Below are 15,864 nucleotides of genomic sequence, written 5' to 3'. Positions count from 1 at the left end.
GAGCGGGTGATGAGGGTGCGGAAAAGCCACGACCGGCAAGGTCCGGGCGGGAGACGATGATGGAGCCGGCTGGACAGGACCAGCCCGGGCGCGATTTCGCTGCCCGCGCGGTCCACGACTACAGCGCCGAGCTGCACCGCTACCTGCGCCGGCGGGTGGCCGAGGCGCAGGACCTGGGCGACCTGGTGCAGGAGGTCTACCTGCGCCTGCTGCGCGTGCAGAACATCGAAACCGTGCGCAACCCGCTGGCCTATATCTATGGCATCGCCGCGCATGTGGCCAGCGAGTTCAACATGCGCCAGCGCCAGGGCCGGCTGCTGTACGACTCGACCGTCGTCGATGCGGTATCCGAGAACCCGGGGCAGGCGGCTTTCAGCGAAGGTGGTGGCTTCTTCGAGCGGCAGGTCGGCGATGCGCTGGCGCAGCTGCCGGCCAACCGGCTGGCGGTGCTGCTGCTGGAGCGGCGCGAGGGCCTGAGCCACGCGCAGATCGCGCAGAAGCTGGGGCTGAGCGTGCATACGGTGAAGAAATACAGTGTCGAAGCGCTGGCGCATGTACGCGCGAGCTTGGAACGATGAACAGGATGTGGACCCTGCGACAGGCAGGGCGGGTGAAACCATGAATATCTATCGCACATCGCCGCAACAGAGCCGGGAGCGCGCCGCACGCGAGGCCGCCGAGTGGCTGCACGTCATGGGCGAGACGCCCAGCGATGCCGACCGGGCCGGCTTTGCGGCCTGGGTAGCGCGCTCGCCGCTGCACCTGGAAGAGCTGCTGATGGCGCAGTTGGTGCAGCGCGAGCTGGCCACAAGCGGCGCGTTGCAGGCCTTCGACCTGGACGCGGTGCTGGCACAGGCCCAGGCCATGGACAACGTGGTGCCGCTGCACGATGCACCCAGTGTTGTAGCGGCGCCCAGGCTGCAGGAGCGCAAACCAGCCACGCACGGGCGCCGTCGCAGGCTGGGCTGGGCGCTGGTGGCAGGCGTTGCCGGTTGCGCGCTGCTGGCGGGCAGCTGGACCCTGCTGCAGCCGGAAGTGCCGGTCCACCAGTACGCCAGCGCGGTCGGCGAGCAGCGCAGCATCGCCCTGGCCGACGGCTCGATGGTCACGCTGGCACCGGCTTCGTACATTGCCGTGCGCTTCAGTGCGGGTGTGCGTGACATCGAGCTGCGTGATGGCGAGGCCACTTTCGACGTGGCGCACGACAGCAGCCGCCCGTTCCGCGTGCACGCAGGCGACAACACCGTGCAGGCGGTGGGTACGCGTTTCACCGTCAACCGGCTGCCTTCGGGCACGCTGGTGGCGGTCAGCGAGGGCAAGGTCAAGGTGACGGCCAGCAGCAATTGGCTGGAATCGCTGTGGCGCGGCGATGCGTCCACACTGGAAGCGGGCAAGGCCAAGGTTGAATCCCTGGGCCGTCCGGCGGCATTGTCGGCCGGCGAGCAGGCGCGCATACCGCAGGGCCAGCAGGCCATGCTGCGGATGCCGCTTGAAGCGCCGAATACGCCTGCCGATGGCAAGCGCCGCCTGAGCTTCCGCAACGATACGCTCGCCGACATCGTCAGTGAGTTCAATCGCTACAACCCACGACCGATCGTGGTGACGGATCCGTTGATCCGCGAGCAGCGCTACAGCGGCGTCTTCCATGCCGATGATGCCGATTCCTTCCTGCAGTTCCTGGAGTGCTGCTCGCAGCTGCAGGTCAGCAGGCAGGCCGATCGCAACGTGATCGCTGCCCGCGGCAGTCGTTAGTAAGCGGCAGTGCAGGAATCAACAAAAAAAATCTTGGCTTGAGTACCCTTTTCCCGCACTTGGACACACGGATGTAACAAGAGGCTGGTTCCGCGCAAGGCGGCTCCGGTTGCTCGGTAACCATTCGATGTCTTTCGGGGGCGAATTATCCATGGGGTCCAGCACTATTCTTCATAAGCACGCGTTGGTGAAGGCGGTGGCGCTAGCGCTGCTGGTCGGCACCGGCAATGTGGCGGTGGCACAGTCGGCACCTGCCGCGGCTGCGGCGGCCGATGCAGCGGTGTTCACGTTTGATGTTCCTGCGCAATCACTGGCGTCGGCACTTGAGCTGTTTGCCGAGCAATCTGGCCTGCAGGTGGTCTACGCCGGCAATGCAGGCGGCGGCGAGCAGAGCGGCGTGGTCAGCGGCCAGATGGGCGCGGCGACGGCTCTACAACAGCTGCTTGCACCCACTGCGTACACGCATGAGTTCATCAACGCGAAAACGGTCGCCATCCGTCCGCGCAGCAGTGCAGGCGACGTGGTTGAACAGGACGGAGGTAGCGCTGAAACGCTGGAGACAATCAATGTCACCGGTACCTACCTGAAGAACATCGATCCAGCCTCGCCGCTGATCGTGATTGATTCGCAGCTGATCGAAAGCCGCGGTTATGCTTCGATCGAGGATGTGCTGCGCAACCTGCCGCAGAACTTCTCCAACCGCACCAGCGCCTCTCGCGCGCTGGGTGAGAAGGAGTTCGGCAGCACGTATGGCGATGGTGTGTCCGGGCTGGGCTCGTCTGGTGCGAACCTGCGTGGCCTGGGCAGCCGCTCCACGCTGATCCTGGTTGATGGCCGTCGCCGTAGTGGGTCGGCACAGGCGCAGGGCGCCTATACCGATATTTCCTCGATCCCGGTGTCGCAGATCGAGCGCATCGAAGTGCTCAGCGATGGCGCCAGCGCCATCTATGGCTCCGACGCCGTGGCCGGCGTGATCAACATCGTGCTGAAGAAGTCCTACGACGGCACCACCGCGCAGCTGCGGCATGAAAACTCCAGCACCGGTGCCGATGTATCGCGGTTGGACCTGGCCCGCACCTTTGGCTATGGCAGCGGTCACGTCACTGCTGCGGTCGGGCTTGAGCGCAGCTTGCCTTCGGATGTCACCAGCCTGATCCATGTTGGCCCGAACGGCCGCGGCGACTTCAGCGACCGAGGCGGCGTCAACGGCCGTACCCGCAACAAGGGCCAGCCCGGCGTGGTCTATGAGTCCTTGGATTTCGGCATCGATTACCACTTCATGGGCGAGGCGCTCGGCGTGATTCCCGGCGGCCAGGATGGCACCGCGCTGGATCCGGACAGCCTGCTCGCCTATGACCCGGCCACCGCACCGTCGACCTATGAGCGCAGCCGCATCGGCCCCAAGGTCGACAACCGCTATGTCCGCATCAGTGGCCTGCACGATCTTGGCGAAACCACCCAGCTGAACTACGGCATCAGCCATGTGCGCCAGGTCAACAAGGAGAATTGGCGGCCGACGCTGTTCGACTTCAGCATCTTCGAGGACGGTTACAACACCTACGTTCCCGAGAGCAATCCATACAACAACTTCGGTAGCGACGTACTGGTCGGTTATTCGTTCGAACGTGAGTTCGAAGGCATGAACCTGAGCGAAGACCAGAAGCAGACCAACAGCGACGCGCATGTCGGTATCAACGGCAAGCTGCCCTTTGCCAAGGGCTGGGATTACGAGGCGACGTACAGCATAGGCCGCGAGAAGGGCACCACCACCGCCTTGATGGACCTGACCGGCTCGATGGGCGCCGATGGCTATGCGCGCACGCTGGAATTGCTCAATGGCTTGAACGTGTTTGGCGACGGCAGCAACGATGCCATCGTCGCGCGCAACCGCGAGCTGCTGCAGAGCCTGGTCGAGCGCCATGTCTATCGCTTCCAGTCGCGTGCCAATACCGTCGACCTGCTGACCCGCGGTGAGCTGTTCCAGCTGCCCGCGGGCAAGATCGAAGCGGCATTTGGTGCACAGCACCGGGAGCAGCGCTACAACTACGAGAGCAATCTCGGCGAACGCCTGAATTCGGAAAGCACTGGAAAATCCGAGGCGCTGTTCACCGAAATCGGCATCCCGCTGTTGAAGGATCAGCCGCTGGCCAAGCTGCTGAGCCTGACCGTTGCCGCCCGCTACGAGCGCTTCGACCAGCGTGGCGACAGCGCGCTGCGTGATTGGTCGGCCGGGCTCGGTGAACTCGGTGGCTTTGACGTCGAGCAGCTGACCGGCGTCAACAATGACGGCACCGGTGGCATCACCGGCAGCGATAGCGTGGTGTCACGCAGCTTCAGTCGCACCAGTCCGCTGGCACGGCTGGCCTGGAAGCCGATCGATCAGCTGCGCCTGCGCGCAACCTGGGGCGAGTCCTTCCTGGTACCGCAAGCCCAGCAGCAGTTCGGCCAGCTGATCATGGACGACTACACCTCACGGGTGCTGTTCAACGGTGGGCAATTGCCGGATGGCGTCACCCAGATCGTCGCACTCAGCGGCCCCAACGTGAACCTGAAACCGCAGGTGGCCAGTGTGGTTACCTATGGATTCGACTGGGTGCCGGGATTCGCCACCGGCCTGCAGCTGTCGGCCACCTATAACCGCACCACTTTCGACAACTACATCGGTGATCCGCTGTCGGGGCTGACCTATTCGGAGATCTTCAAGGACATCAGCAAGATGCCCGAAGGGACCTTCACCCTGGGCGAGAACGGGGTGATGTTGTGGGACAACCGTGCGATCAACTTCCTCGGCCGGCGCTCGCGCAGCGTCGATACCACCGCCAGCTATTACTTCGGCAATGACTGGGGTGATTGGCGCATCGAGCTTAATGCCGTGCGCACGCTGGAACTGACCTCGCGGTCGCTGGCATCAATGCCGACGTTGAGCTATGCGGACAGTGAGCTGGGTCCGAGCAAGTGGGCCGGTGACCTGTTCGTCGGCTGGGAAGGAAACACGTGGTTCGCGTCGCTGGGCAGCCATTACAGCGCTACGCACCGCGTGCTGTATCCGCTGTCGGCCACGGCCACCGATTACAACGATTTCATCCCCAATGAAAATCCGCGTACACGTTCGGCGTCCTATACCACCTTCGATGCACAGATCGGCTATCGCAAGCATCAGCGTGATGGCTGGTTGGGTGGGGTGACCGCGCGCATGGGCGTGCAGAACATGTTCGATCGCGACTATCCCTTCGTCGACAACCTGTCCGGCTTCGTCTCCAACCGCGTGAACATCCGCGGCCGCGTGCTCTATCTGGACATCAAAAAAGAGTTCTGACGCCAAGCAGTTGCTCCGTAACAACGCGGTGCGCCGATCCCTCGTCGGCGGCGCGCCGCATCCATTGCAAGGAAATCCATGAAAGCCATCGCCAACACCGCCCGCGCCTGCCTGCTGGCCAGCGCGGTCGTCACTGCACTCGGTCTCGCAGCCTGCAGCCCATCGCCAACCCCGCCGGACAGCGCTGATCCGCACGCAGCGGCCACACCCGCAAGCAGCGGTGCTTACAGCATCCGCGGCACGCTGCCGGGGCTGGCCGACGGTACCGAACTCAAGCTGCTGGTGCCGTCGGAAGCGACTGATCCGCTGCATGTCGTGCCGGTGGCCACGGCCACCGCGCAGAGTGGCACGTTCGTGCTCAGTGGTGAGGTCAAGCAGGCCGTACCGGCGGTACTGATGGTGGGCAATCAAGGCTCGGTGAAGCTGGTGCTGGAGCCGGGTGAGCTACGCATCGAAAGCGGCGAACTGGGCCCGGTGGCCAAGGGCGGCAGCCTGACCGAGCGTGTCTATGGCTATCTGCAGGATCCCGCCTATGTAGCTGCCTACAAGGCCAACCGCGAAGCCAATCGCAAGGCCTTCGATGGCGTGGATGAGAACGACGAAGCGGCGATGAAGGCTGCGCGTGAATCGGTTGCTGCGCCGTTCGCTGCCTTGACCAAGGTCAGGAATGACTACGACGCGGTCATCCTCGATGGTGCCGAGCCGGCGCTGCTCAAGCTGCTGGTGCTGAGCGAGAACTACGATTGGAAGCGCTACGACGTGGCCCGCCGGGCGCAGTTGCTGGCCAGCTACAAGCAGGAGCTCGGCGCACATCCTTTGATCGTGCAGATGGAGCAGGCTGCCGCCGATTACGCCAAGACCCAGCAGCTGGCCGAGAAGTTCGGCCCGGGCAAGCCCTATGCCGACATCGAAGCGGTCGGTGTTGACGGCAAGATGGTCAAACTGTCCGAAGTGCTGGCACGCAACAAGCTGGTGCTGCTGGATTTCTGGGCCTCTTGGTGCGGCCCTTGCCGTGGTGAATTCCCGCACCTTCTGAAGGTCTATCGCGAGTTCCACGCGCACGGCTTTGAGATCTACGCTGTGTCACTGGATGAAGACAAGGCGGACTGGACCAAGGCCATGCAGGAAGAAGGCGGCAGCAACGATCTACCCTGGATCAACCTGCAGGCGCCGGGCTTCGAGGACAAGGCCGCGCAGACCTATGGCGTGGTGCAGTTGCCGCAGAACTACCTGATCGCCGGTGACGGCACCATCGTCGGTGTCGGCATGCGCGAGTGGGACGTCGAGCGCGCAGTGCGCGCGCAGATCAAGAAGGTTGAAGATGCGCCTGCACGTTGATGTCATCCGCCGCGCCGCGCTGAGCGCATTGCTGCTGCTCGGCGTGCTGCTGCCTGGCAGCGTGCTGGCGCAGGTGCAGGCCGAGCTGGTAGCCGCGCAGCGCTCGGTGCAGCCTGGGCAGCCGCTGCAACTGGCCCTGCGCATGCAGCACGATCCGCATTGGCACAGCTTCTGGAAGAACGCAGGCACCGGCCTGCCGACCAAGCTGATGTGGGAGCTGCCACCGGGCTGGACGGCCGAGGCGATCCTGTGGCCGACGCCGATCCTTGTGCGCGACCGCGAAGGCAACATCACCGGCCACGGTTACGAAGGGCTGTCGTATCTGCCGGTGCGGCTGATCGCCCCTGCTGACCTGAAGCCGGGTAGCGCGGTCGAGCTGAAGGCGCAGGCCCGTTGGCTGATGTGTGAGACCGTGTGTATCCCGGGCAAGGCGGCAGTCAGTCTGAGTGTGCAGGTCAGTGCCGATCCGCCACAGCCCGATGCCGGTGTGCAGGCGGCGTTGGCGGCGTTGCCGATGCCAGGTTCCAGCGAAGGTTGGCAGCTGGCGGCGACCCGCGAGCAGGGCGACCTGACCCTGCGCGTGGCTGCACCGGCCGATATCGCGGAGCTGCACTTTTTCCCGGCCGACGAGTTCGTCTCCTACAAGGTGCCGCAGACCATCGGCAATCGCGGTGCGCGCGCCTTGCTGAAGCTGCCGCTGCATCCCGCCGAGAGCATGCCGGCCGATGCAGCGCTGCGCGGTGTGCTGGCTTATACCGACGCGCAAGGCATCTATCGCGGTGTCAGCATCGAGCTGCCGTTCGTGGCCGAGGCCGAGGCGACTGCCTTGGTCAGCACGGCCGACCTGGGTGCGGCACCGGCTTCAGATGCAGGCAATGATGGTGCGCAGCTGTCGCTGTTGGTGCTGCTGTTCGCGGTATTGGGTGGGCTCATCCTCAACCTGATGCCCTGCGTGTTCCCGGTGCTTGGCCTGAAGGTGGTTGGCTTCATCGAGCAGGCCGGCAATGACAGGCGCAAAGTCAGCCTGCACGCGCTGTCGTTCACCGCCGGTGTGCTGCTCTCGTTCTGGGCGCTGGCGGGCATGCTGGCGGTGCTGCGCGAAAGCGGACAGCAACTGGGCTGGGGCTTCCAGCTGCAGTCGGCACCGTTCGTTTTCGTGCTGACACTGGTGATGCTGGCGTTCGCGATGAACCTCAGTGGTGTATTTGAGGTAGGCATGCGTGCCACCAGCGTCGGCTCCCGCCTGCAGACGCGCAGCGGCGTGGCCGGCAGCTTCTTCAGCGGCATGCTCGCCACCGTGGTGGCAACGCCGTGCAGCGCGCCGTTCCTGGCACCGGCCTTGGGCGCGGCGTTGGCACTGCCGACCGCACAGTCGTTCCTGGTGTTCACCGCCATCGCGTTGGGTCTGGCACTGCCGTATCTGCTGCTGTCGGTATTCCCATCGCTGGTCAAACTGTTGCCGCGCCCGGGTGCGTGGATGGAAACCTTCAAGCAGCTGATGGCCTTCCCGCTGTATGCCACCGTCGGCTATCTGCTGTGGGTGCTGGCCGGGCAGTTGCACGAAGCGGCCCTGCTCAATGCCTTGCTGGCGCTGTCACTGTTGGGCTTCGGTCTGTGGCTGTACGGCCGTGGCACCCGTCCCGGTGCCCGCGGTAGCCGCGCCAATCTCAGTGTGGCGGCTGGTGTGCTGGTGTTGGTCGCGGCCGTGCTGTTCGGCTGGCCGCGTGCACCAGCGCCTGAAGCCCTGCAATGGGAGGCCTGGAGCAGCGAACGCGTGAAGCAGCTGCAGGCCGAGGGCCGCCCGATCTATGTCGATTTCACCGCGCGCTGGTGCGCCACCTGTCAGGTCAACAAAAAGGTGGTGTTCGCTGCAGCGCGGGTGAATGACTACTTCCGCGACAACGAAGTGGTCGCGCTGAAGGCCGACTGGACCAATGCCGACCCGCTGATCACCGCCGAGCTGGAACGTTGGAACCGCAGCGCGGTGCCGTTCAACCTGGCCTATCCGGCCGGTGGCGGCGCACCGCGCGAACTGCCCGAGGTACTCACGCCGGAGATCGTGCTCTCCGCGCTGGAAAACGCTACCCCACCAGGACGGGATTGAACTCCCGCCCCGACTTTCCCCGCGCTTCCGGGCGCATCTAGAGAGAACTCAACGCATGATTTCGCAACGCCTGTTGTGCGCCGGCCTTGCGCTGGGCTTGATGGCAGCTGCTGCTGCCTCGGCCGAGCCGGTCAAGGTCAATGGCTTCACCTACGTCAAATCCGCCGATGGCATCGATGAGTACCGGCTCGACGCCAATGGTTTGAGCGTCCTGCTGCTGCCCAATCACGCTGCACCGGTGGTGACTTTCCAGATGACCTACCGGGTCGGTTCACGCAATGAAGTGACCGGCACTACCGGCGGCACCCACCTGCTCGAGCATCTTATGTTCATGGGCAGCACCAACTTCGATGGCGCAAACAACGTCGACACCTACCTGGACCGCGTCGGTGCCGGCTTCAACGCCACCACCTCGCTGGACCGCACGAACTACTACGCCACGCTGCCACCGGCTGCGCTGGACGGTTACATCGTCATCGAAGCCGACCGCATGCGCGGTCTGCTGTTGCGCGAGAAGGACCGCCAGAGCGAAATGACCGTGGTGCGCAACGAGTACGAGCGCAACGAAAACAATCCCAACGGCGCCTTGATGAAGCTGATGTGGGCCACTGCCTTCAGCGCACATCCGTACCACCATCCGGTGATCGGCTGGCGCAGCGATATCGAGAAGGTGTCCATCGAGAAGCTGCGCGCGTTCTACGACACCTTCTACTGGCCGAACAACGCCACTGTCACCGTGGTCGGCGATATCGACAGCGCCAAGGTACTGTCCAGCATCGGCGACAAGTTCGGCAAGGTGCCGCGTTCGCCGCATGCCATTCCCGAGGTCTACACCACCGAGCCGGAGCAGCAGGGCGAGCGTCGGGTGACGCTGCGTCGTGCTGGTGAAACCGGCACGGTGATGATGGCGTACAAGGCCCCGGCGGGCCTGGACAAGGACATCCCGGCACTGAACGTGCTGGAGCTGGTGTTGCAGGGCGGCCGCAGCGCCCGCCTGCAGCGTGCGTTGGTGGACACCAGCAAGGCGGTGGCGGTATCGGGCGGCATGTACCAGCAGCGCGATCCCAGCCTGTTCATGCTGAGCGTGGCGCTGGCCCCGGACAGCAAGCACGAAGAGATCGAAAAGATCGTCCGCGACGAGATCGCCAAGGTGGCCCGCGACGGCGTCAGCGTCGAGGAGATCAAGCGCGTGCTCGGCCCGTACCGCGCCGAGGAAGCCTATCGCCGCGATGGCACCGACCAGGCCGCCGATGCGCTCAACGAATTCATCGCGATGGGCGATTGGACCCTGTATTCCAGCGCCTTGAAGGATCTTGAGAAGGTCACCCCGGCCGACGTGCAGCGCGTCGCCGGCACGTATTTCACCGCAGAGCAGAGCACGGTTGGCTGGTTCGTGCCGGAGAGCAGCAAGTGAACAACGCAAAACGCATTCGACTGATTCCGTTGGCACTGGCTGCATTGTCCAGCCTTGCCGCATTCGCCGCACAGGCCGGCGTGGCCGACACCGCCGTGCACGCCAAGGCCGCCGGCATCGACCTGATCGTCTACCCGATGGGGGTCAAGGACGTGGTCACCTTCACCGGCTCGATGCCGTTGGGTGATGCCTTCCTCGCCGCCAGGGCCGACAACCCGGCGGTGCCGACGCTGACCGCGATGCTGCTGGAAGCCGGCACCACCCGCCGCGACAAGTTCGCCATCTCCGATACGCTGGACGGCATCGGTGCACAGCTGTCCTTCAGCCCCAGCGCCGCGCGCATCGGCATCTACGGCAAGAGCCTGAAGCAGGACCTGCCAATCGTGCTCGACCTGCTCGCCGAGCAGCTGCGTCAGCCGGCCTTCACCGCCGATGAGCTGGCCAAGGCCAAGGTGCAGCTGGAAGCGGCACTGCGCCAGGCCAGCGACAACCCCGGCACGATGGCCCGCGAAACCATGATGCTGGGCATCTTCCCGGCCGCCAGCATCAACGCACCGGTGGCGCGCGAAGCCATGCTCAAGGCCGTGCCGCAGGTGACGCTGGAGCAGATCAAGGCCTTCCACGCGAGGTATTACGGCCCGGCGCACATGACCCTGGTGTTTGCCGGTGACGTCGATGCAAAGGCGATCGAGACCGCAGTTGCACACGGCTTCAACGGCTGGAGTGGGGGCGTCGACTATCTACGCGACGCACCAGCACGGCTGCCGGCCAAGGCCGCCGAGCACAACATCGCGATGAAGGACAAGGCCAGCGTCAGCGTGTTCCTGGGCCAGTCGACCGGCCTGCGCTACACCGATGCCGACTACCTGCCGATGACGGTGGGCGTGGATGTGTTGGGTTCGGGCTTCACCGGCCGGCTCATGGCAGCGGTGCGCGCGAAGGAAGGCCTGACCTACGGCATCGGCGGCAACCTGCTGGGCAGCGACTACATGGACGGCGGCCTGGGCATCAGCACCACGTTTGCACCGGAGCTGATGGACAAGGGCATCGCCAGCACCCGCCGCGAACTGCAGCGCTGGTGGAAGGACGGCATCACCGCCGAAGAACTGGATGCACGCAAGCAGGCGATGGTCGGCAGCTACCAGGTCGGCCTGGGCAATACCGACGGCATGTCGGCGGCGATCATCGGCACGGTTGAACGCGGTGTTGGCCTGGCATGGCTGGACAACTACCCGCAGGCGATCCAGTCGGTGACGCTGGAGCAGGTCAATGGTGCGATCCGCAAGTACGTGGACCCGCAGAAGATGGTGCTGGTCAAGGCCGGTACTTTCAGCAAGTAAGTCGAATTCTGCCAAGTGGTTCGACACCAGCAAACGCCGGCTTACGCCGGCGTTTGTTGTTCATTGCGATGCAACCTGTGTTCCCGTAGCCCGGGTAAGCGAAGCGCACCCGGGATTGGCGCACAGGAGGGCTCTCAGATCTCGCCTCGCATAGCCCCGTAGCCCGGGTAAGCAACGCGCCACGTTCGTATCAGGCACGCACGCTGTTGGAAATGATCTCAACCCAATAACCATCCGGGTCCTTGATGAAGGCCAGGCTCTTCATGCGGCCATCGCTCAGGCGCTTCTGGAACGGCACGCCCAGCTCCTCGAAACGCGCACAGGCTGCTTCCAGTTCCGGCACCGACACGCAGATGTGGCCGAAGCCGCGCGGGTCGCTGTTGCCGTCGTGGTAGACCGGGCCTTCCTGGTTCTCGGTGCCATGGTTGTGGGTGAGTTCCAGCACACCGGGAATGCCGGCCATCCACAGGCGGCGCTCGGCATCGTCCTGCGGCACCTGTACACCGGCCGGCACATAGGCCAGGAAGTACAGGCTGAACTGTGCTTCGGCGAAATCACGCTGGTCGATCAACTGGAAGCCGAGCACGCGCGTATAGAAATCCAGCGAGGCGCGGATGTCCTTGACCCGTAGCATCGTGTGGTTGAACACGAAGCCGTTGGTTTCGGCTGGGACCTGGGCGGCGACACCAGCGTTCTGGCCGAGTGTTTGTAGTGACATGGGGCATTCCTTGGGGGGAGGGGATGCCCAATTCTAGGTGCGGCGGCTGAGCGCCGCACCCCCCGGGTGCTGTTACGGGTGCGAAGCGTAGGGCTGCAAGCTGCCATCCTCAGCCAGCAGCATCACGGTGAACGCCTGGCTGTAGCCATCCGGCGACTCCATGCCGGGCGAGCCGACCGGCATGCCCGGCAGCACCAGGCCGCGTGCCTTCGGGCGATCCTTGAGCAGGCGCTGGATATCGGCAACTGGTACATGGCCCTCGATCACGTAGCCGTCGATCTCGGCGGTATGGCAGGACATCATGTTGTCGGTGATGCCCAGTCGTTGCTTGATCGACAGCATGTCGGTGGTGTCATGCGACTCCACGCTGAAGCCGGCGGCGCGCATGTGCTGGATCCAACCACTGCAACAGCCGCAGTTGGGGTCCTTGTACACCTGCATTGTCGACAGCGCCGGGTTTTTGCTGGTTGCTGGCTGTGACTGCTGCGCGGGTGCATTGGCAGTGACTGCTGCGGGTGCAGCGGTACAGGCGCTGATCAGCAACGACGAAGCCAGCAGGCAGATGCCTGCCAACACTGATTTTGATTGGAACATGTTCATGGGATCTCCATGTGTCTGCAGGGGAGTTGGGCGAGGCTTGGTTCACCTCGCCCATTTGGCTCAGAACCAGAAGCGCACGCCGGCAACCCAGCGTGATTCGCTGACACCTTCGCCGGCATCACGATGCAGGTCGGCGGTATCGCCGAACGCGCGTTCGTGCACGAAGCCCACATACGGTGCGAACTTGCGGGTGAACTCGTAGCGCAGGCGCAGGCCTGCTTCCACGCTGCTCAAGCCCTTGCCGATACCGCGACGCGGATCGTCATCGGCAACGATGCTGGCTTCGACCAGCGGCTGCAGGATAAGCCGGTTGGTCAGCAGTACATCGTATTCAGCTTCTACAGCCAACTCGGCCTTGCGCGGTCCGCCGATGTAGGCCATCGCCGACACTTCGAACTTGTACGGCGATATGCCCTGCAGGCCGAAGGCCGCGCGGGTCAGATCCGGTGATTCGCGGCTGTTGTCATGTCGCGCACCGGCCACCACGTCCCACCACGGTGAGATCGAATGCCCGTACAGTGCATCCACCGACCAGTCGCCGAGCGCGTTCTCGTTGCGCTCGCCTTCACTGCGGATCCATAGGCGGTTGATGTCGTTGCCGAACCAGGAATCGATGCCCCAGGCCTGGCCGCTGCCATGGGCATTGTCCCAGGCTTCCAGGTGATCGAACACCACCAGGCTGTGGAACGACGGTGCGTGCTCCATCGCATGCGGCTTCAATACCGGGAAGGCATCGTCGAAGTCCTGCTTGGTCGGCGTTGGGATCGGTTCGCGTGGCGTGTCGCTGGCACTGCTGCCCTGCATGTTGTGGCCAGCATGCGGATCCGCCGGCATGGCATGGCCGGCGTGCGGGTCAGTGGTCGCGCCGTGGCTGGAGTGATCCTCTGCCTTCGGCATGGCATGGCCCGCGTGTGGATCAGCAGCCTTGGCCATGGGCATATTGTGCCCGGCATGGGGATCCACGGCCGGCTTTGCTTCAGCGGTGTGCCCTGCATGGCCCGCATGCGGGTCCTGCGCGAAGGCGCTGCCGCTGGCGGCCAGGGTGATGAACAGCAGCGAGTGAGAGAGAGTCTTCATGCGTCGATCCTCACTTCGCGCATCATGCCCGCTTCCATGTGGTACAGCAGATGGCAGTGGAAGGCCCAGCGTCCCAAGGCGTCTGCACGCACGCGGTAACTGCGGCGTGTACCCGGCGGCATGTCGATGGTGTGCTTGCGCAGCTGGAACTCGCCGTCGGCGCTCTCGAGGTCACTCCACACGCCGTGCAGGTGGATCGGGTGCTGCATCATCGTGTCGTTGACCAGCACGATGCGCATGCGCTCGCCGTAGTTCAACTTGATGGGCTCGGCGCCGGCAAACGGAATGCCGTCGAAGTTCCAGGCGAACTTCTCCATGTGGCCGGTGAGATGCAGTTCGATCTCGCGGCCCGGCTCACGCCCATCCGGGTCCTCGAACAAGGAGCGCATCGCGCCATAGGTCAGCACCTTGCGGCCGTTGTCACGCAGGCCGATGCCGGGGTCGTCGAGCTTGGGCTCGGTGGCTGCGGTCTGCATGTCGATCAGCGGGTTACCGGCTTCGCTGGGCTTGTGTTTGGGCGATTTGTCGCGGCCATGGGAACCATGCCCCATTGCAGCACCACAACCGCCCTCCATGCCCTTCATGCCCATATTGGCGCCGCAGCCACCTTCCATGCCGGCATGATCGCCATGGCCGCCCATGTCGTGGCCCATATCGCTCATGGTCAGCAGTGGACGTGGATCAATCTGCGGAACCGGTGCCTGCAGGCCTTGCCGGGTTGCCAGCGTGCCGCAGGCGTAGCCGGTGCGGCCCATGTCCTGCGCAAACAGGGTGAAGGCGTCCTGGCCGGTCGGTTCGACGATCACGTCGAAGGTCTCGGCCGGGGCAATGCGGAACTCGTCGATGCTGACCGGATGGATGTACTGGCCATCGGCGGCGACCACGGTCATCTTCAGGCCGGGGATGCGCACATCGAAGTAGGTCATCGCCGAGCCGTTGATGAAACGCAGCAGCACCTTTTCGCCACTGCGGAACAGGCCGGTCCAATTGCCGGCCGGCGCGGTGCCGTTCATCAGGTAAGTGTAGCTGTGGGCATTGATGTCGGAGATGTCGGAAGGCGTCATCCGCATCCGGCCCCACATGCCACGGTCGCTGAGCGTCTCGCGCAGGCCATCCTTGCGGGCGTCGCGCATGAAGTCACCCACCGTGCGCTGGTAGGTGTTGTCATGCATCGGCATCTTCTTCATGCGCCGGAACAGCGCATCCGGATCCATGTCGGTCCAGTCCGACAGCATGACCACGTGTTCGCGGTCGAAGTGATACGGCGGTGGTGCCAGCGGATCGACGATCAGCGCGCCGTACAGACCGGCCTGTTCCTGGAACAGCGAATGGCTGTGATACCAGTAGGTACCGGACTGCTTGAGCTGGAACCGGTACTGGTAGGCCTCACCCGGCGCAATGCCGTTGAAACTCAGCCCCGGTACGCCGTCCATGTTGGCCGGCAGCAGGATGCCGTGCCAATGGATGGAGGTCATCTCGTCGGTTAGCGTATTGGCCACGCGCAGGTTGACCGTGTCGCCCTCACGCAGGCGCAGGATAGGCGCCGGCAACGAACCATTGACGGTGATGGCAGGGCGGGTACGGCCGGTGAAGTTGACCGCCGAGCGGCCAATCGCAAGGCTCAGCTCGGTGCCGCGCAACTCAACCGGCGGTACCGCCATGGCGCTGCCGGCGGCGAAGGCCTGCGGAATGCGCGCCAGGCCGGCACCGGCAACCACGCCGCCAATCGCCAGGCCCTGCACGAAGCGACGTCGCGACAGTACCGAGCGCGAATCGGAAAGGAAATCAGAAGACATGTGGAACTCCCGGTCACACAGCCGCATCACGATGCGTTGCTGCATGTCCTGAACAGATCAAGGGTGCACCAGGGCGATCGCCTTGGCGCAGATATCTGCGGACGCCAGAAGGCGCGGGAATCAGGCGATGGGAGGGCGGTTGAGCTCGCCCGGGGCCACGTCGCCGCGAGAGGGGAGTGCGGGCATTGGCGCCAACACATGGCGCATCGGGGCAAGCCTGGTCATCGTGACGCTGGGCAGCATGTTGCAATGCTGCTGGCAGTCGCAATGGTCACCGCTGGCACAGGGTGTACTGGCCTGTTCGTCCTGGCAGCAATCATGCGCAAAACCGGGGTGGGGGTGGGGGTTTGGGACCCAAAAGCGCCCCCCCCCCCCGGTTTGGGGCGCCCCCCGCGGGCTGGGGGATGGG

11 protein-coding genes are annotated in these 15,864 nt (G+C 64.4%); 7 read left to right on the top strand and 4 right to left on the bottom strand.

Annotated features, from left to right (window positions below):
- Positions 1 to 59 precede the first annotated feature (59 nt).
- From QMX78_RS07915 to QMX78_RS07885, 7 genes are all read left to right on the top strand, one after another.
- The gene (locus QMX78_RS07915) at positions 60 to 578 is read left to right on the top strand and encodes an RNA polymerase sigma factor (RefSeq protein WP_282268214.1); all 519 of its coding nucleotides are present in this window, start codon (positions 60 to 62) and stop codon (positions 576 to 578) included.
- Between the two features lie 40 nt (positions 579 to 618).
- Positions 619 to 1,752: a FecR domain-containing protein gene (locus QMX78_RS07910; protein WP_282268213.1), complete on the top strand. Its 1,134-nt coding sequence runs from the start codon at positions 619 to 621 to the stop codon at positions 1,750 to 1,752.
- 151 nt (positions 1,753 to 1,903) lie between these two features.
- Positions 1,904 to 5,068 (top strand): TonB-dependent receptor, encoded by a 3,165-nt coding sequence (locus QMX78_RS07905; RefSeq protein ID WP_282268212.1) that lies wholly within the window; start codon positions 1,904 to 1,906, stop codon positions 5,066 to 5,068.
- A 78-nt stretch (positions 5,069 to 5,146) separates the two neighbouring features.
- Entirely contained in the window at positions 5,147 to 6,406 is a 1,260-nt protein-coding gene (locus QMX78_RS07900; protein ID WP_282268210.1) for a TlpA disulfide reductase family protein, read from the top strand.
- Positions 6,390 to 8,510 carry a thioredoxin family protein gene (locus QMX78_RS07895; RefSeq protein ID WP_282268208.1) on the top strand — a complete coding sequence of 707 codons (2,121 nt, stop codon included), beginning with the start codon at positions 6,390 to 6,392 and terminating at the stop codon, positions 8,508 to 8,510. Before QMX78_RS07900 ends, QMX78_RS07895 begins: the two co-directional genes overlap by 17 nt.
- A 55-nt stretch (positions 8,511 to 8,565) precedes the next feature.
- A complete protein-coding gene (locus QMX78_RS07890) occupies positions 8,566 to 9,924 on the top strand; it encodes a pitrilysin family protein (protein WP_282268206.1) in 1,359 nt (452 codons plus the stop codon).
- The gene (locus tag QMX78_RS07885; RefSeq protein WP_282268204.1) at positions 9,921 to 11,264 is read left to right on the top strand and encodes a pitrilysin family protein; all 1,344 of its coding nucleotides are present in this window, start codon (positions 9,921 to 9,923) and stop codon (positions 11,262 to 11,264) included. The genes QMX78_RS07890 and QMX78_RS07885 overlap by 4 nt, the downstream gene beginning before the upstream one ends.
- Positions 11,265 to 11,454: 190 nt before the next feature.
- Here the strand turns inward: QMX78_RS07885 and gloA are convergent, their stop codons facing one another.
- From gloA to QMX78_RS07865, 4 genes are all read right to left on the bottom strand, one after another.
- Positions 11,455 to 11,982 (bottom strand): lactoylglutathione lyase, encoded by a 528-nt coding sequence (gene gloA / locus QMX78_RS07880; protein ID WP_282268201.1) that lies wholly within the window; start codon positions 11,980 to 11,982, stop codon positions 11,455 to 11,457.
- A gap of 72 nt (positions 11,983 to 12,054) precedes the next feature.
- Positions 12,055 to 12,582, bottom strand: a complete 528-nt coding sequence (locus tag QMX78_RS07875; RefSeq protein WP_282268200.1) for a DUF411 domain-containing protein — start codon at positions 12,580 to 12,582, stop codon at positions 12,055 to 12,057.
- A gap of 60 nt (positions 12,583 to 12,642) precedes the next feature.
- Positions 12,643 to 13,659: a copper resistance protein B gene (locus tag QMX78_RS07870; protein WP_282268198.1), complete on the bottom strand. Its 1,017-nt coding sequence runs from the start codon at positions 13,657 to 13,659 to the stop codon at positions 12,643 to 12,645.
- Positions 13,656 to 15,455, bottom strand: coding sequence for a copper resistance system multicopper oxidase (locus tag QMX78_RS07865; RefSeq protein ID WP_282268197.1), 1,800 nt, complete (start codon positions 15,453 to 15,455; stop codon positions 13,656 to 13,658). The genes QMX78_RS07870 and QMX78_RS07865 overlap by 4 nt, the downstream gene beginning before the upstream one ends.
- Positions 15,456 to 15,864: the final 409 nt, after the last annotated feature.

Source organism: Stenotrophomonas sp. PS02298, from assembly GCF_029959445.1.
Lineage (GTDB): Bacteria > Pseudomonadota > Gammaproteobacteria > Xanthomonadales > Xanthomonadaceae > Stenotrophomonas.
The sequence above is the reverse complement of the archived record's forward strand: the minus strand, read 5'-3'. Positions and strand labels throughout refer to the sequence as shown.